Annotated in this window: 18 protein-coding genes; 14 read left to right on the plus strand and 4 right to left on the minus strand. The window is 55.3% G+C overall.

Going from position 1 to position 15863, the window contains the following annotated elements; genetic code table 11:
• Window positions 1-553: 553 nt before the first annotated feature.
• Together K5905_RS09625 and K5905_RS09630 are read right to left on the minus strand one after the other, a co-directional pair.
• Complete coding sequence (locus tag K5905_RS09625; RefSeq protein WP_297582961.1) at window positions 554-979, minus strand: GFA family protein; 426 nt, start codon at window positions 977-979, stop codon at window positions 554-556.
• Window positions 980-1273: 294 nt separating this feature from the next.
• The gene (locus K5905_RS09630; protein ID WP_297582963.1) at window positions 1274-2173 is read right to left on the minus strand and encodes a LysR family transcriptional regulator; all 900 of its coding nucleotides are present in this window, start codon (window positions 2171-2173) and stop codon (window positions 1274-1276) included.
• Window positions 2174-2307: 134 nt separating this feature from the next.
• Here K5905_RS09630 and K5905_RS09635 point away from each other — a divergent pair, with 134 nt between their 5' ends.
• The 7 genes from K5905_RS09635 to K5905_RS09665 all read left to right on the plus strand — a co-directional run bounded on the left by K5905_RS09635 (window position 2308) and on the right by K5905_RS09665 (window position 9309).
• Window positions 2308-3522 (plus strand): aminotransferase, encoded by a 1215-nt coding sequence (locus K5905_RS09635; protein WP_297582966.1) that lies wholly within the window; start codon window positions 2308-2310, stop codon window positions 3520-3522.
• Window positions 3519-4571 (plus strand): agmatinase, encoded by a 1053-nt coding sequence (gene speB / locus K5905_RS09640; protein ID WP_297582968.1) that lies wholly within the window; start codon window positions 3519-3521, stop codon window positions 4569-4571. The genes K5905_RS09635 and speB overlap by 4 nt, the downstream gene beginning before the upstream one ends.
• Window positions 4572-4661: 90 nt before the next feature.
• Entirely contained in the window at window positions 4662-5750 is a 1089-nt protein-coding gene (locus K5905_RS09645; protein WP_297582970.1) for an extracellular solute-binding protein, read from the plus strand.
• A 67-nt stretch (window positions 5751-5817) separates the two neighbouring features.
• Window positions 5818-6861, plus strand: coding sequence for an ABC transporter ATP-binding protein (locus K5905_RS09650; protein WP_297582972.1), 1044 nt, complete (start codon window positions 5818-5820; stop codon window positions 6859-6861).
• Complete coding sequence (locus K5905_RS09655; RefSeq protein ID WP_297582974.1) at window positions 6861-7721, plus strand: ABC transporter permease; 861 nt, start codon at window positions 6861-6863, stop codon at window positions 7719-7721. Before K5905_RS09650 ends, K5905_RS09655 begins: the two co-directional genes overlap by 1 nt.
• Complete coding sequence (locus tag K5905_RS09660; protein ID WP_297582976.1) at window positions 7718-8521, plus strand: ABC transporter permease; 804 nt, start codon at window positions 7718-7720, stop codon at window positions 8519-8521. The genes K5905_RS09655 and K5905_RS09660 overlap by 4 nt, the downstream gene beginning before the upstream one ends.
• A complete protein-coding gene (locus K5905_RS09665; RefSeq protein WP_297582979.1) occupies window positions 8518-9309 on the plus strand; it encodes a nitrilase-related carbon-nitrogen hydrolase in 792 nt (263 codons plus the stop codon). Before K5905_RS09660 ends, K5905_RS09665 begins: the two co-directional genes overlap by 4 nt.
• A gap of 105 nt (window positions 9310-9414) precedes the next feature.
• Here the strand turns inward: K5905_RS09665 and K5905_RS09670 are convergent, their stop codons facing one another.
• On the minus strand, window positions 9415-9963 hold the full coding sequence (locus K5905_RS09670; protein WP_297582981.1) for a hypothetical protein: 549 nt from the start codon (window positions 9961-9963) through the stop codon (window positions 9415-9417).
• Between the two features lie 105 nt (window positions 9964-10068).
• Window positions 10069-11067: an AraC family transcriptional regulator gene (locus K5905_RS09675; RefSeq protein WP_297582984.1), complete on the minus strand. Its 999-nt coding sequence runs from the start codon at window positions 11065-11067 to the stop codon at window positions 10069-10071.
• Window positions 11068-11316: 249 nt separating this feature from the next.
• Between K5905_RS09675 and K5905_RS09680 the strand changes: the two genes are divergently transcribed.
• The 7 genes from K5905_RS09680 to K5905_RS09710 all read left to right on the plus strand — a co-directional run.
• Window positions 11317-13290: a TonB-dependent receptor gene (locus tag K5905_RS09680; protein ID WP_297582986.1), complete on the plus strand. Its 1974-nt coding sequence runs from the start codon at window positions 11317-11319 to the stop codon at window positions 13288-13290.
• Between the two features lie 77 nt (window positions 13291-13367).
• The gene (locus K5905_RS09685) at window positions 13368-13655 is read left to right on the plus strand and encodes a DUF2218 domain-containing protein (RefSeq protein ID WP_297582987.1); all 288 of its coding nucleotides are present in this window, start codon (window positions 13368-13370) and stop codon (window positions 13653-13655) included.
• A 47-nt stretch (window positions 13656-13702) separates the two neighbouring features.
• Window positions 13703-14125, plus strand: a complete 423-nt coding sequence (locus K5905_RS09690) for a hypothetical protein (RefSeq protein WP_297582989.1) — start codon at window positions 13703-13705, stop codon at window positions 14123-14125.
• Window positions 14126-14137: 12 nt separating this feature from the next.
• The gene (locus K5905_RS09695) at window positions 14138-14851 is read left to right on the plus strand and encodes a MotA/TolQ/ExbB proton channel family protein (protein ID WP_297582991.1); all 714 of its coding nucleotides are present in this window, start codon (window positions 14138-14140) and stop codon (window positions 14849-14851) included.
• Window positions 14841-15221: a biopolymer transporter ExbD gene (locus K5905_RS09700; RefSeq protein ID WP_297582993.1), complete on the plus strand. Its 381-nt coding sequence runs from the start codon at window positions 14841-14843 to the stop codon at window positions 15219-15221. Before K5905_RS09695 ends, K5905_RS09700 begins: the two co-directional genes overlap by 11 nt.
• A 30-nt stretch (window positions 15222-15251) precedes the next feature.
• Window positions 15252-15656, plus strand: coding sequence for a biopolymer transporter ExbD (locus tag K5905_RS09705; RefSeq protein WP_297582996.1), 405 nt, complete (start codon window positions 15252-15254; stop codon window positions 15654-15656).
• Window positions 15653-15863, plus strand: a 211-nt coding sequence (locus K5905_RS09710) for a hypothetical protein (RefSeq protein WP_297582999.1), incomplete at its 3' end; no start/stop codon positions are given. The genes K5905_RS09705 and K5905_RS09710, both read left to right, overlap by 4 nt.

Raw genomic sequence — 15863 nt, forward strand, 5'->3', positions numbered from 1 at the left:
AACTTTGTCGAACCAAACTTCATCACCTTGCGAAACAAGATAATTGTACACCTCTCGTGCACGTTCTTCATGCTCCGATGGATAGCCGAGAAAAATTTTCACTTGAGACCTCTGAAAGAATCTATGTTTTCAGGTTAGCAAACGATTGGCTTCTTGCAACTAAAGGTACACTAAAGAAGATCTGACTGTCTTTGATCTCAATGAAATGACCCCTCAACCGGAGGGGGCAAAGATGGCAACTCAATTGAGTAGAATTTGGGTAGAAATTGGGTAGAAAATGGGTAGAATCTCTACTCAAATTATCTTAAGTTATTGAAAAATATAGGAAAATATTTCTGAAGAGAGAATCCCTTCCTCTCCGCCATTTACCCAAAAATGCTGCGGTTCCGAACACGTCCGATAAAACGGGCAAACTTAGCAAAAATTCTGTCTTGATCTGTGTTCCAACCACCTGCTTGGGGAACTTGAACCAAGTTGTTTCCCAGCCCGACGATGTTCACCACAGCCAAGCGAACAACGCTGCTATTCAGAGCAGACTGGCGAGCGAGGCGGCTCAGTTTTCAGGTTTCCAATCGGGCTGCGTTTCAAAGAAAACGACGTCTTCTCCAAGCCGGTCCCAATGGGGTCTGTCGCGCTCGAAAATAACAACCTCAATTTCCAGTTCGCTGGTGCCGTTCATCGTGCCAAGCGTGAGTGTCAGATGACCGGGTGTCCGGGTGTTTTTTCCGTAAATCGGACTTCCGCAGGTTGCGCAAAATGCTTTTGTAACTTTCGAACCTCTGTCGGATAAGTAATTGAACTCGCTAAGTTTGCCGGTGATGGAGACTGCATCTGAATTGAACATTGCCCCCACAGTGTGACCAGTTCCACTCAGGCGGCGACACTCTTCGCAATGACATTGTGCCACAATGTCTGGCTGCCCTTCAGCGATGTATGTGACTTCCCCGCAAAGGCATTTTCCGGTGTAATTTTTCGTCATAAGCGAAACACTATAGGATGTCCGTGAGTTCACAAGCGCAAAGGTGATCGCGGCTCTGGCCTCAGCAGTTCGACCACTTCCTGAAGACAACCCGTTGAAAAATTGGGTCGCAATTTGAAAACTACCCAATCTTCCGGTTCCTTTGAAAGATCATCCAAAAGGTTCGGACTTTTTCCCGGTTAGGCGTTCGTGTGAATATTATGTGCTGCGGTGCTGGGCTTGTGTGGCCTTCGAGCCGCGTCGAGTTTCCGTTGAGGGTCTGACGCCTCCTTCGAATGCTTTTCTGGCCATCGTTTACTCAATACCCCACGCCGAGCGCACGGCTTTGATGAGCGCCGTCACCGTTTTGGATTTTCGGTTGTCACGCGCGGTGATCAGGTGAAATTGTGCGGAATAGGTGAAGTCGGGCAGGGGCAGTCGGCGCAAGTCGCCAGACCGGGACCAGCGGTCGGCGTAGTGGTCCGGCAGGAAACCCACATAATGACCGGAGCGGATCAGGAGCAGTTGCGGTTCGATCTGGTATACCGTCGCTGCCACGTTGCGAAAGGCATATTGTTTTGACTTGTCGTTCCGCCAATAGCCGCGCTGGACAAAGGGCATCGTGACGAGGGTATCCAGGTCGAGATCGTCGGCGCTTGCCTGGAAGAGGCTATGATCGCGGCCACAATAAAGGCTGTGCGTTTCGGTGTGCAAGGGCAGATGGTCAAGCCCCTCCACCGGAGAAAGATTGACGCCGATACCGCAGTGGTAGATGCCTTCGCGAACTTTTTGCTGCAGATCCTGTGCGGGTTCCTGGGAGAGAAGGATCTTCACGTCTCCTGCCATATTGCGGAAAATCGCGAGCGCTTCGGAAAGGTGGTTACCAGGGTCGTCCGATATCGCATCCAAGGTTCCGATACGCAGTTCTCCGCTGATCTTGCCCTGAACCGAGCCGACATCAGCGGAAAAATCGTGGAGTGCCGCGTCCAGGCGTGTTGCTGCTTCGTAAACCGCGCGGCCTTCTTCCGTCAGTTGAAAACCGCGTCGACCCCGGCGGCAGAGAACAACGCCAAGGCGTTCTTCCAACGCTGCCATGTGATTGGAAATTGTTGATTGATTCAAGTTCAGCTCGACTTCGGCGGCTGAGAAGCCGCCGTGGCGAACAACGGCATCGAAAACCTGAAGCAATCGCAGGTCACTTCCGGAAGGGCGCATGCTGGCTCCAATACATTTGCTTTTCTCAAGGTATTGATTGAAAAATTCCTCTTTTACAAGCTATCAGATCTCTTATGTTTATTTTCTGCGCATGCTCAATCGGTGTGCGGATATCCATTCTGGCGAGTACGAGTGTGGCAAAACCAAACTTGAAACAGGACCTGCTGGATACGGCCACGCCTCCGATACCGGAGGCCTCGAGTTGGCTGGCTGCCTATGACGGCCAAATGGGACCTGTGATAAATCTCAGCCAAGCAGTTCCCGGCGATCCACCGCCCAGGGCTTTTCTTGATCAAATCGCGCTCGCAGCGGCCTCTTCCGAAGCAACCCGCTACGGTGACATTTTTGGCGATGACCAATTGCGGTCTGCCTATGCTGGTGAAAGTTCACGGGTCTATGGCGCGCAGATCGACGAGCAGGAAGTTTCCATCACGGCGGGTTGCAATCAGGCGTTTTTTTCAGCGATCGTCGCCGTTGCTTCGGCTGGGGATGTTGTTCTTCTGCCGGCGCCTTGGTATTTCAACCACAAGATGACACTGGACATGCTGGGCATCGAAGCCCGGCCGTTGCCGCTCTGCGCGGAAGCCGGTTTCATTCCGGACGTCAGCGAGGCGGCAGAACGGATAGACGAGCGGGTCAAGGCGATCGTGCTGGTCACGCCGAACAATCCCACTGGCGCCGTCTATCCACCTCACGTACTGGCCTCATTTATGGACCTTGCCGCGCAGCGGGGCCTGTGGTTGATCATTGACGAAACCTATCGGGACTTTCGTGATCAGACCGATGCACCGCATGAGTTGTTCAGCGATCCAAGGTGGCGCGATACGGTCATAAGTCTCTACAGCTTCTCAAAAAGCTACGCCATTCCGGGCCATCGAGTGGGGGCGCTCATTGCAGGCGGTCCCGTGATCGATGAAGTCGGAAAGGTCCTGGATTGCATTCAGATCTGTCCGGCGCGCGCTGCTCAAATGGCGCTTCCATGGGCGATCGCGAACCTTGTGGACTGGCGGCAGGGCACCAACAGGAAGATCGCTGCCCGTGCAGCTGCGTTTCGAGAGGCTTTGGCGCCTTGCCCGACATGGAAAATCGATCAGATCGGCGCCTATTTTGCCTATGTCAGGCATCCGTTCCGCGGTGTTTCATCGGTCACCGTTGCAGAACACCTTGCAAAAGGTTGCGGATTGCTCGCCCTCCCGGGAAGATACTTCGGGCCAGGTCAGGATACGCACTTGAGAGTGGCCTTTGCCAATGTCGACACACCCGAAATCGTGCAGATCGGTGATCGCCTCGCAGGATTTTCGGATACGGCATTTGAGGCAAAAACGCATTTGAAAGACAGGTCCGCATGAACAAGAAAAAACTGGAAGCGCTGCGTGCCAAATTCGGCGGCGAGAATGAAAGCGTCATATACAATCCGCGCTACAAGGCGGTTGTCGACAAGTTGTTTGATCCCGCGGGAACGCGCTTTGCGCCTTACGCGGGGATCCCGACTTTTCTTGATATGCCGTACCGGCCGATCGACTGGAAAGAGCCGGATTTCTCCGAATTGGATGTCGCGCTTGTCGGATTGCCGATGGACCTTGGCATTTCCAACAGGAACGGATGCCGCTTTGGACCGCGGGCCATCCGGGCGATTGAACGGGTGGGGCCGTTCAATCATGTTCTGGACTGTATGCCGGGGTCCGAACTTCGTGTGAACGACATCGGCGATGTTCCGTTTCGCAGCCGCTATAACCTGGAACAGTCGCATGAGGACATAGAGGCGGCGGTGCTGAAAATCATCGAAGCTGGCGTCGTGCCGCTGTCGGTTGGAGGCGACCACTCGGTATCCTTGCCCATTCTCAGGGCATTGGGCCGGGAAAAGCCGGTTGGAATGATCCATATCGACGCTCACTGCGACACGGCCGGACCGTTCGACGGGAGCCGGTTTCACCATGGCGGGCCATTCCGGCAGGCCGTTCTTGATGGCGTGCTTGATCCGGATCGAACCATTCAGATCGGTATTCGCGGATCTTCCGATTTCCTTTGGGAATTTTCCGAAGAGACCGGCATGACGGTCATTCATGCCGAAGAGATCTCTGCGCTCGGATGCGCGAAGGTCGCCGGAATGGCACGTGAAAAGGTCGGCGACGGACCGGTCTACCTCTCCTTTGATATCGACAGTCTGGACCCGGCCTTTGCACCTGGAACCGGCACGCCGGAGATTGGCGGATTGTCCACCAGAGAGGCACAGGAAATCCTGAGGGCGCTGAAAGGCGTCAACCTGATCGGAGGCGACGTTGTCGAGGTCGCACCACAATACGATGCAACAACGAACACTGCCCATGCCGGGGCGCAGATGCTGTTCGAAATCCTTTCGCTTTTGGTGTTCAGCCCGTCTCTGACGAAGAACACCTGAGCTGTTGTTGCAAGCGAGTTCCGCACAGAACGGGCCGTTTGCGAACCTATTGACCGTCTTCAGGCGGTCAGCCAATGAGGGGAAATTCAGATGACTGACAAGATAACACTCGATGTCTCAAGACGGACCTTGCTGGCAGCCGGTGTTGCCGGTGTGTCCACACTGGCTATTCCAACCGTTCTGCGGGCTCAGGATCGCTCTATCAAGGTTGGCGTATACGGCGGCTACTTCAAGGACAGCTTCGACAACCACATCTTTCCCGAATTCACGAATTCGACCGGAATCGCAGTGGAATCGATTGCCGAGCCGACCGGTGAAGCCTGGCTGGTTCAGCTGGAGCAGGCTGCCCGAGCCGGGGCGGCACCTGCAGACCTCTCCATGATGTCACAGGTTGCCATGCTCAAGGGACAATCAACCGACCTCTGGGCGCCGCTGGATATGTCCCGGATCGCAGACGCCGATAAATTGCTCCCGCAATTCGTCAACAGCTATCCGGACGGGAAGGTTGCAGGTGTTGGCGCGGTTGCCTGGTACATCACGCTGGTCTCCAACACCGATGTCTATCCGGAGGCCCCGGAAAGCTGGGCCTTTATGTGGGACCCCTCCAACAAGGACAAGCTGGGCCTTCTGGCGCTGGTCTCCAACTCGTTCCTCCTGGAAGTCACCGCAAAGACCTTCTTTGGTGGAACCGAGATCCTCGACACCGATGAAGGCATCCTTCAGGTGATGGAGAAGCTTGCCGAACTCAAGCCCAACGTTCAGCTGTGGTATCGCGATGAGGCGCAGTTCGAGCAGGCGCTGAAATCTGGTGAGATTCCGATGGGTCAGTATTATCACGACGTCACCGGACTTGCGGCGGCTGATGGTTTCCCGGTCCGTTCCACATTCCCCAAAGAGGGAGGAATACTGGATTCAGGGTGTTGGGCTCTTTCCCGCGCATCCGACAAGAGTGATGAGGCGCACGAGTTCATCAACTTCATGACGCAACCGTCCATGCAGGCGCTGATGTCCCGCAAGGTCGGCACCGCGCCGACCGTCAGACGGGACACGCTCGATCTGACCGATGCCGAGTTCGCATCCGTGTCATCCGATATTGCTCCTGTTGTGCCACGCTACGATCTTTACACGACCAAGTCCGACTGGTTGAACCAGAAGTGGACGGAACTGATCGTCGGCTAAAGCCACATTTGCACCGGGACGCGTTTCGTCCCGGTGCAGGTATTTTGCAAGATTCCAGGAAGAGCGAATGTCGGGACTCGAACTCGTTGACATCACGAAACGCTTTGGGACAGTGACGGCGGTCGATGACATCACGCTCACCGTGGCCGACGGCACGTTTGTCTGTCTCCTCGGCCCGTCGGGCTGCGGAAAAACAACCCTATTGCGTATGATCGCCGGTCTGGAGGACCCGACATCCGGTGATATCAGACTGCAGGGCGAAAGACTGAACGACACACCGGCGCACCGCCGGAACCTTGGGATGGTGTTCCAGTCGCTCGCCCTGTTCCCCCATCTCAATGTCGGTGAGAACATTGCCTATCCCCTGCGGATCCGCGGTGGCAGCCCGGCATCGTGTGAGGCGCGTGTCCGCGAACTGCTCGACATGGTACAGCTTCCCGGCGTTGAGCAACGTGCAATTACCCAACTTTCGGGCGGTCAACGCCAGCGCGTTGCGATTGCGCGCGCACTTGCCGTGTCACCTCAACTGTTTTTGCTCGACGAGCCGTTGTCCGCTCTGGATGCCAAGTTGCGCGAAACAATGCAGATGGAATTGCGGCAACTGCAGCAGCGCCTCGGAATCACGACGATTGTCGTTACCCACGATCAGCGCGAAGCCATGACCATGTCCGACCAGATCGTCGTCATGTCGAAGGGCAGGGTCGAGCAGATGGCAACCCCGATTGAGGCTTATAGAAAACCTGCCAGCCCGTTTGTCGCGGATTTTCTGGGGCAGGCCAACCTGATCCGGGTAAAAAGGGCAGATAACGGCGCTTCCTTTGATGGTGGGTTCATTCCTGGTCTTGAAGTTCCAGCTGGCGCGGAAAGCCTCGTTTCCGTAAGGCCGGAAGACGTGATCGTGACATCGTCGGGCAATGGTCCTGTTCAGGCGGACGTTGTTTTCGTGCGGGAAATGGGAGCGAATATTGAGATATATCTCGATGCAGGCCAGGAGCGGATCGTTGCGCTGGCCGCTCCCAAATCCCATGGTGATTTTCAGGTCGGTGCACGGGTTTCCCTGACGCTGCCGCCCGACGCCTGTGTGGTCTTCGGTGCTGAAGGAGCCCACTGATGCGCCGCAGCCCACCGCAAAAACCAGTCGACTATCTGCCGATAGCCTTTCCGGCGATCATGCTTGGCGTATTCTTCGTCATTCCCTTCGCCATCATGGTTGCTATTTCGGTGTTCGAACGTGTTCAGGGCGGGTTTTACGAACCGGCATTCACCTTTGCCAATTACGCACGTTTCCTCACACCGTTTTTTGGCAAAGTCCTTGCGTTCTCCCTCGGCCTTGCTGCACTTGTTTCTGCCGTGTGCCTCCTGATCGGAGTGCCGTTCACCTACATGCTGACACGGCTTCGGCGCGGCAAGCAGGTTGTCTGGTTGATTGCACTGCTTGGTGTTTTGTCGCTGTCGGAAGTCATCATCGGATTTGCCTGGTCAACATTGTTGAGCCGGACTGCAGGCCTTAGCAATCTCTTTGTATGGGTTGGTCTGATGGAGCGGCCTGAAGCGTGGACGCCGGGCTTCGCCGCTGTCCTGACCGGTCTTGTCTATCAGGCGTTTCCCTACACGGTGCTCGTGCTTTATCCGGCCTTTTCGCGGCTCGACCCATCGTTGATGGAGGCAGCCCGCACACTTGGCTGTTCTCCTGCGCGTGCTTTTGCGAATGTAGTACTTCCAGCCATGCGCAAGACACTGCTGGCGACTTTCATCATCGTCTTCATTTTCGCTCTGGGAGCGTATCTTTTGCCGCAGATCCTTGGGCGTCCGCAACATTGGACGCTTTCTGTGCTCGTTACCGATCAGGCGATCTATCAGTCCAACATGCCTTTTGCCGCGGCGATGGCTGTATTCCTGGTGGTCGCCAGCCTCGCGCTTGTGGGCCTGTCGATGGCCATTACCGGCAGGAAGGGAGCTGCCGGAGTATGAGCAAGCTGCTTACACGCATGTTTTTCGTCTGCATGGCCTTGTTCCTGGCTCTGCCGATTGTTGTGATTGCAGGTGTTGCCCTCAATGACAAGAAGACCCTTGCGTTTCCCCCTCAAGGCCTGTCTGCGGACTGGTACTTGAGCGTGTTCACCGACGCAGCCTGGCGCTCGGCGCTTGTCAATTCAGTCCTTGTTGCAGCAACGGCTGCGGCAATCAGTGTGGCGATTGCTCTGCCGCTCGCCTGGTTTTTGTGGCGCAGGGTGGCACCATGGGCGCAATTCGTTCAGGTGATCGGTTTCTCGCCGTTCATTCTGCCTCCGGTCATCACAGCCCTGGGAGCGCTCAGCTTCTGGGCCACAACCGGTTTCTACGGTCAGCCCTGGACTATTGTCATCAGTCACGGAATTTTCTTTGTCAGTCTGCCCCTTGTTACGATCACTCTTGGGTTTGCAACGATTGACAGAGAGGTGATCGAGGCTGGCATGACGATGGGGGCGGACGACAAGATCTTAATGAAGACGGTAATCTTTCCACTCATTCGGCCCTATGTGATCTCCGGATTCGCCTTTGCCTTCGTTTTGTCTTTGAACGAATACATCGTCGCCTACATGACTGTGGGCTTTACCCTGGAGACCATTCCGATAAAGGTCTTCAATGCTCTGAGATATGGCTACACGCCGACCATGGCGGCGGTTTCCGTTTTCTTTGTTCTGGTTGCCGTTGGAGTGTTTGGTCTTGTGGCGCGGTTCGGCGATCTGCCGAAACTGCTTGGAGCCTGGAGCGAGGGGGACGAGACATGAAAGTCGCCGTTTTTCAGATGGATGCGGGGGAGGTCGGTCCTCAAGACAGGCAAGCCTCGATCGAAGCGGCTGTGGCCGAAGCGGCAGAAGAAGGGTGCCGGATCATTGTTCTGCCGGAACTGGCCATTTCCGGCTATGGCGCGGGCGGTGAAATTGTTGATGCGGCCGGTGATGTTAGCGGAGAGCAGGTTAACTGGCTGAAGAAACTTGCTCGTGAGGCAGGCTGCGCTCTTGTTGCCGGGCTTGCATTGCAGACTGCTGGCAAGACCTGCAATTCTGCCTTGTTTGTTCCTCCGGACGGCGGGGTTGTCCGGTACGACAAGATCCATCTTTACGGAAACTATGAAAAGACCCTGTTCACGTCGGGGCGGTCGCCTTCGCCGATCCTGTCCTTTGAAGGGATGACATTCGGTCTATTGGTCTGTTTCGACGTCGAGTTTCCCGAGCGCGTCAGGGACCTGGCACTTCGCGGGGCGGAGGCCATTCTGGTGCCGACGGCTTTGCCGAAAAGTGAAGGAGGCGCGTTTATCGCCCGGTCCGTCCTCCCGGTACGGGCGTTCGAGAACCAGGTCTTCATCGCCTATGCAAATCATGTTGGTGAGGACGCACGATTTGCCTATCAGGGACAATCCTGCATCGCTGCGCCGGACGGTAAACTGCTTGCAAGGGGCACCCCTGACACTGCCAGGCTGCTTGTTGCCGATCTTGATCCGACAGCCTATGACGCCTGCCGGGCTCAGAACCCTTACCTTGAAGAGGTGAAAAGGTGTTCGGGCTTTCTATCCTGAACTGTGTTGCATGGATCGAGTTGCGACTGTTCCCACCCGGTATTTCGCAGAATCGATAGTCTGTCATGCATCCAGGATATGGAGATAGTAAGTGATCGCAGACGGTTAGCGTGTGAACCTGATTCTCTTTCTCACAGGTGTCGGACTTTCGGCTCGTTGCTTCGGTTCCAGATTGTTCAGCATGCCAGCCAGCTCTTTCATGGCCTGCAGGAATGGACGGGAGTGCGTGCCTTCGCACAACATCAGCGCATTTGTTTGCGCGGTTAAGCCCCCGCCATTGCGCTCGGCCTTGAGAAGGTTCATGAACTGGACTTCGTGTTCGGCAAGTGTCTCCCGGCAGCAGGGGCAATCAGGGTTGGTGAACCTGAAACTGGTCGCCCGGGTGGTGCGGAGCGAGCGCATCGCGTTCATGGTCGCGACACCAAGCTGCGGCCCGTATATCGGACCGAAGCTTTTGCTGCAGGTTTCAAAGGCGTTTTCCCAGGTGAAACAGCCGGGATTTGCATAGCTCAGACAAATCAGTCTCAGGGACCGAAGAACAATCCGCTCTGCGTGGGAAAGTCCTGCATCCGAGATTGAGACACGTCGGGACTTTGCTTCGTTTGCGGCAGGGGATCTGCGACCACCCATTTCCTGTTCGTTGCCTTTGGTCAAATCATTCCCTTTGGAGAAGTGTATCAAGTGCTATTGCGCTTGAAGTGTTGTGTGTGTGGATCTAGGCGTCGGTGTGAAAGGCATCGCATCCCAAAAGGTTGAAACTCATTGCGTAACCTGTTTGGGAGACAAGCCGAATTCCCGTTTGAAAGCTGTCGAGAAATTGGCGGGTGAGGAGTAGCCGGCGATATGGGCGGCTTCGGCGATTGTCAGAGCATCGCGCTCCAGCGCTTCACGTGCCTTTTCCAGCATGAATCTCCGGATGAAGCGCGAAGTCGACAGCCCATAAGTTCGCGACAGAAGCCGTTGAAGCGAGTTCGGGCTCATCCCTGTATGACGAGCCAGTTCGTCCGCGGTCACCCAATGACCCCGTTGTCCGCTCAGATGATGTTCAATCGTCTGCAGCTTTTGTCGGTCCTGACCGTCGACAGCCTTGGCGGTCGATTCCGAGTGACCTTCGCAGAAGTACTGAAACGCCTCTTCGAGCAATCCGTAGACCCGTGACGTGATGTAAAGGCGATGAAGGAGCGGAGATTTCCTGGGCGCTGCAATAATCTGCTCCGCCAGACCGATTGCATGCGCGCTTGGTGTCCAGCTGAGATGGGCAAGGTGCTTGCCACAAAACTCCCTGACAGCGTTGTATCCAGGGTCTGCAGGATCCAGATGGGTCAGAAGCCAGTCGTGAGAAATGTTTATTGTCACTTTCTTCAGCCGACCACCCTTGCGGGCCTGTCTGACAAATTTTTCGTTTTGTCGCTGTGAGAAAAACGTCGCAACAGGAGACCAGTGCCGGGCTTGATCGTCATAAACGGGCATTGGAATTTTGAATGGACCGATCGAGGCATCCACCTGACCTTCCAGAAACAGGAAGACGCCAAGACGGGGACCGGTTTCGCCTTCAAGTCTCAAATCATGAAGGTCCTCGGCATTGGAATAGTGGAGAACCAGGCCTTCTTCGATCGTTTCGAAACCGATGGCGCCGCGCAAGACATCGTCGCTGGTTTCCAATGACGGGCCCATCCAGCGGACCGGTCGACCGCTCTCCCTGATCACCAGATCCTGCTTGGTAACATAGTACCGGTGATGGTCGGTTTGTACGAACATGCGGGTCAAAATACTCTAGGTTTTCCGTGTTGCAGTGTCCGGTTGCCCAGAAAGTCGATCCTTGAAAACGGATCGCCCTCTCGGCGGGTTTTAATTCGCAAAAGAATTTGAGTGACTTGCAAACGCTTTCGAAATTGCCCGGACGCGACAACCTCCTTATCAAATACATGAACTTTTAAGTCAAGTTTTAAGTCCATTCGGCGCGACTTGGGTCAGTTGCGACTGGATCGTTCATGGTTGGGGTTTAATATGAAGCGCGGTATCGCAGGGCAGGCAGCCGTCCTGGCATCAGTAAGTTCTCTTGCACTCTCTTCAGTTGCGGCCATTGCGCAGGATGAGAATGAACTGGAAACGGTTGTTGTCACCGACAGCGAAGCCGAAAGGTTCGAGGCACTTGAAACAAGTGTGGACATTTCCCGGGAACAGATTGAGCAGACGCAGCCTGTCGACCTGAAACAACTCTTCCAATCCACGCCTTCGGTCACGACGGCAGGAGGTAGTCCGGCGTCGCAGAAATTTTACGTCCACGGTATCGATCAGTCGAAACTCAACGTGACCGTGGACGGTGCGCGTCAGAAAAATAACGTCTGGCATCACAACGGCAATCTCGGCATCAATCCGATGTTCCTGAAATCGGTTGGCATCAACGACGGTGTCGCTCCGGCGGATGACGGACCCGGTGCGGTTGGCGGCAGTGTCAGGTTCGAAACTGTCGATGCGGTCGACATGTTGAAGGAAGGCCAGAAGCTTGGGGCATTGGTTTCCTTCGGCTACGACACCAACTCCATGACCTTGACCGGAACCAGCGCTGCCTACGGTGCCGACCAGGGATTTGAATATCTTGGTACGATCACGCGGGCAGAGGGACAGGACTATGATGACGGAGACGGGTTCACCGAACTTGGAACCGCCGCAGATCTCTGGAATGGATTGGGCAAGTTTGCTTATCAGAGCCAGGAAGGCCATCGGTTCGAGGTGTCGGGGGAATATTACCGTGACGATGGCTATCGCCGGCTGCGCACCAATATGGGAGCTGTTGGAAGCTCGTTTAACGACAATCTCTATGAGCGCCTGACGACGACCTTCAAATACACTCTTGAAGGCGCAAGCGGCTATTGGGATCCGGAAGTGCTGCTCTACTACAATCGGAACAAATTGGAGCGACCGAGCGAGAGCTATTACACGCGGGCAAGCGGTGACTTCAATTCCGATCTGCAGTCCATCGGCGGTCACGTGCAGAACCGGGTTCATTTCGATATGGGAACGGTCACCACCGGGCTCGACTTCTATCACGACCATCTCGATATCGAGCGCTTCTGGTTTGCAACGGATGCGGACGAGACCATTACGAATGTCGGTGCCTATGTGCAGGCGCGCCTGACGCCTCTGGATAGACTGGATGTCTCGACCGGGCTTCGGGCGGATTTCCAGAGCTATCGAGCAGTCGATGACCAGACCTTCGACAATTTCGGCCTGTCGCCGAATATCAATCTCGGCTACGAAATCATAGACGGGCTGCAGGCAAGCGCCGGATATTCCTACGTCTTCGGTGGAATTGAGCAGGCGGAAGCCGCACTCTTTCATGCCCGTGACTACACCTATTCCGACGACCTTAATCCGACAACGGCACACAACGCCAAAATCGGGCTGACATACAGCTATCAAGGTCTGACTCTCGGCGCGGACCTGTTCTACATCAAGATAATGGATCCGGTTGCCTTCAACTACACGACGTCAACGCGCATCAACGGTGACGACTTGATTTCTCAAGGCTTCGACATATCCGCGCGTTACGACTGGTCCAGCGCTTATGTCTCTGTAGCCTTCACGCATACCGAAGTTGAGTATGGCGACCGGATTGCACTCTTCGGCGATTACAACAACGCCGTTCCGGTTGGAGACATCCTGGCACTCGGCGCAGGTTACACATACGAAGACTGGAACCTGACGCTTGGAGCAAGTGCTGAAATCGCATTCGAGTATTCCAATCAGGATTTTGAAGACAATGGTTATGAGAATCCGCTTCCCGGATATGAGGTGATGAACCTGTTTGCCGAATGGGCGCCGAAACTTGGAAATACGGACTTCACGCTTCGGGGCGAAGTCAACAATCTGTTTGATGAGACCTATTACAGCCGGGGGACTTACAGCACGACAAGCCGGGTTACACCGGTCAATTCCCCCGGCCGCAGTTTCTTCATCACGGCAACAGTCAAATTCTGAAGATAAAACTCAAGAATCTTCGCTGAGCCGGTTCCCCCGGCTCACCTTTTTGGTGTAAGGAACGGATAGCCAGGGCAATGAACATCGTCTCATCGACAGCTGAAACCGCCTCAGCCTCAAAATATCTACAGCAACTTTGCAAGCATTTCGCGCACAAGGTTCCCGCAGAATGGGACACCAAACGTGGCGAAGTGTCGTTTCCATTCGGAATTTGCCGGATGGAAGCCACCGAATCCCGTCTGATGATCCGCTGTGAAACCGATGAAAGCCACAAAATGGCCCGGATGAAGAGCGTGATCGACAGTCACATCGAACGGTTCGCCTGGCGCGAGAAGCTGAAGCTCCATTGGCAATCTGAAGAGTGAGTTCGGCAGATTGACCGGTTCTCACGTTTATCATGGAGAGCGCGCAAATGAAAAAACGAACTGTTTCTTCGATTTGTCTTGCCGCAGGTCTGGCTGCTTCAGCAGTATCCGCCCAATCGCCGGAAGCCATCACGATCCAGCTGAATACGGCTGAAACCACGGGTGATGCCTGCCGTCTGACATTTGTGATCCGCAATCAGATGGCGACACCGGTCGACGCACTGGGCCTGGATCTGGTCATGTTCGATCAGACAGAAGGTGTTTCGGGGTATGCAGCTGTTGATTTTGGTGCCATGCCGTCCGGCAAGACTGTCGTACGTCAATACGATGTCGGCAAAGGCACCTGTTCCAACATTTCGCGTGTGCTGCTGAACGAAGTTCGGACCTGCAAGGTCGCAGATAGTCAGCTGTCAGATTGCCTGTCCAGACTACAGATCACTTCCCGATCCGAGATCGATTTCATTTTATAATAGTGGTGCACAATGCCTTTTGAATTCGCATCAGCCCTGCCGTCGTTTCTGTCTCCGCTTGCGGGACTGGTTGACCAGGGCGGCCCCGTGGTCATGTTGCTGCTTCTTCTGTCGATCGTCGCTGTTGCGCTGATCGTAGCCAAGATTCTCCAGTTTGCTCTTCTTGGGGCAAACAGGTTCTCCGGTGGTCGCAAGGCCCTTCGGCTCTGGCTGGATGGTCGACCGCAGGAAGCTCAGATTGCCGCGGCGAGCAGCAAATCCGTGCTCTCCGACATCTCGCTCAAGCTGATCAAGGGCGCAGGACAGGCGGAAGCCGACAGAGATTTGTTGAAGGAAGACGTCGAGCGGATCTGCGTCCAGCGCATCAATGGTTTGCGTGCTTATCTTCGCCCGCTCGACATGATCGCCCAGACCGCACCTCTGATCGGTCTGCTGGGCACGGTTCTTGGAATGATCGAGGCTTTTCAGGCCATGCAAGGGGCAGGGGCTGCCGTCGACCCTTCGGTTCTGGCCGGAGGAATCTGGGTGGCGCTCCTGACGACCGCAGTCGGACTTGCCGTCGCAATCCCCGTGTCGGCCATTGTCGGCTGGTTTGACAGTCGGATTGAGTCCGTGCAGTCGGAAATGGAAGCTCTCGTGACTGCGTTCTTCACTGGCGCCGTGGCTGAACGGGGGGCCGCGCGGGTTGTGCCGCTCGAGGTCTCGGAGCCGAGGCATGCAAGTTAAGCCGAGAGTGAAACGCCGCCCGGTCGGCTTGACGTCCCTGATCGATGTCATCTTCCTGCTGTTGCTGTTTTTCATGCTTGCGTCGAGTTTCACCCGCTACCAGTCGCTGGATGTTTCCAGCGGCGGTCAGGGAGGTGGTGCGGATTTCAAACCGGCCTACTTGCGTATCCACACATCAGAAAAGATCGACCTGAACGGTATGCCGCTGACGAAACCGGACATGGCCGGCAAGTTCGCGGAACTGACGGACAAGGACAACATGGTGGTCGCCATCTGGTCCGGGCCGGAAGCCAGTGTTCAGGATGTTGTCGACGTCATGTCAGCTGCGCGACAAAGCGGTCTCAAGACGGTTCTGGTGACGGGCAAGTAGTACATTTTGGAACAGGACGCCGCGATGCGCATGAGACAACAACAGAAACGGGAACCGGCGGAAAGCACCATTCCGCTGATCAACGTTGTCTTCCTGATGCTGATCTTCTTTTTGTTTGCAGGATCAATCGCCAGGGACGATGCCCGGAAGGTCGAGCCCCCGTTGAACATCCTTGAGGACGAAACCATCCGCTCGACCGGTGCACTCGTTATCGATCCGGATGGCAAGACCTATTTAGGGGAAGACGAGATATCCGTCGCTGACTGGTTGTCTCTTCAGGAAACGGAAGCAGAAGGTAAGGGGGAAAGCGACGGTGCTCTGAAGATCGCAGCGGACGGCACGTTGAAGGCAGATGCGCTGGAAAAAGTTCTGCAGGATCTCACGACTGCAGGTCGGACAGACATCGTTCTGATTACCAGGAGGGGGGCTCAGTGAGTTTTCCGCGGTTCCTGCTAGCCGGTCTGTTGATTTCCGTGCTCTTGCACAGCGCGGGGTCTGCCTATTTTGCCGAAGATCCAAACGAGGTTTCGATTGCAGCGTCACAGGGGGGCGGTGTTTCTGTTATCGGCTCCATCGAAGATCTGGTGATGGGCAACCACGTCAAAACGGTCGAGCCCGACCAACCGATCGAAGAGGTGGAGC

This window comes from Roseibium sp., from assembly GCF_025698965.1.
Taxonomy (GTDB): Bacteria; Pseudomonadota; Alphaproteobacteria; order Rhizobiales; family Stappiaceae; genus Roseibium.

Bases quoted from the DNA above. Each gene is read 5' to 3' on its own strand.
- K5905_RS09625 (WP_297582961.1), bottom strand. From the start codon at position 979: ATGACGAAAAATTACACCGGAAAATGCCTTTGCGGGGAAGTCACATAC.
- K5905_RS09630 (WP_297582963.1), bottom strand. From the start codon at position 2,173: ATGCGCCCTTCCGGAAGTGACCTGCGATTGCTTCAGGTTTTCGATGCC.
- speB (WP_297582968.1), top strand. From the start codon at position 3,519: ATGAACAAGAAAAAACTGGAAGCGCTGCGTGCCAAATTCGGCGGCGAG.
- K5905_RS09645 (WP_297582970.1), top strand. From the start codon at position 4,662: ATGACTGACAAGATAACACTCGATGTCTCAAGACGGACCTTGCTGGCA.
- K5905_RS09650 (WP_297582972.1), top strand. From the start codon at position 5,818: ATGTCGGGACTCGAACTCGTTGACATCACGAAACGCTTTGGGACAGTG.
- K5905_RS09655 (WP_297582974.1), top strand. From the start codon at position 6,861: ATGCGCCGCAGCCCACCGCAAAAACCAGTCGACTATCTGCCGATAGCC.
- K5905_RS09660 (WP_297582976.1), top strand. From the start codon at position 7,718: ATGAGCAAGCTGCTTACACGCATGTTTTTCGTCTGCATGGCCTTGTTC.
- K5905_RS09665 (WP_297582979.1), top strand. From the start codon at position 8,518: ATGAAAGTCGCCGTTTTTCAGATGGATGCGGGGGAGGTCGGTCCTCAA.
- K5905_RS09675 (WP_297582984.1), bottom strand. From the start codon at position 11,067: ATGTTCGTACAAACCGACCATCACCGGTACTATGTTACCAAGCAGGAT.
- K5905_RS09680 (WP_297582986.1), top strand. From the start codon at position 11,317: ATGAAGCGCGGTATCGCAGGGCAGGCAGCCGTCCTGGCATCAGTAAGT.
- K5905_RS09685 (WP_297582987.1), top strand. From the start codon at position 13,368: ATGAACATCGTCTCATCGACAGCTGAAACCGCCTCAGCCTCAAAATAT.
- K5905_RS09690 (WP_297582989.1), top strand. From the start codon at position 13,703: ATGAAAAAACGAACTGTTTCTTCGATTTGTCTTGCCGCAGGTCTGGCT.
- K5905_RS09695 (WP_297582991.1), top strand. From the start codon at position 14,138: ATGCCTTTTGAATTCGCATCAGCCCTGCCGTCGTTTCTGTCTCCGCTT.
- K5905_RS09700 (WP_297582993.1), top strand. From the start codon at position 14,841: ATGCAAGTTAAGCCGAGAGTGAAACGCCGCCCGGTCGGCTTGACGTCC.
- K5905_RS09705 (WP_297582996.1), top strand. From the start codon at position 15,252: ATGAGACAACAACAGAAACGGGAACCGGCGGAAAGCACCATTCCGCTG.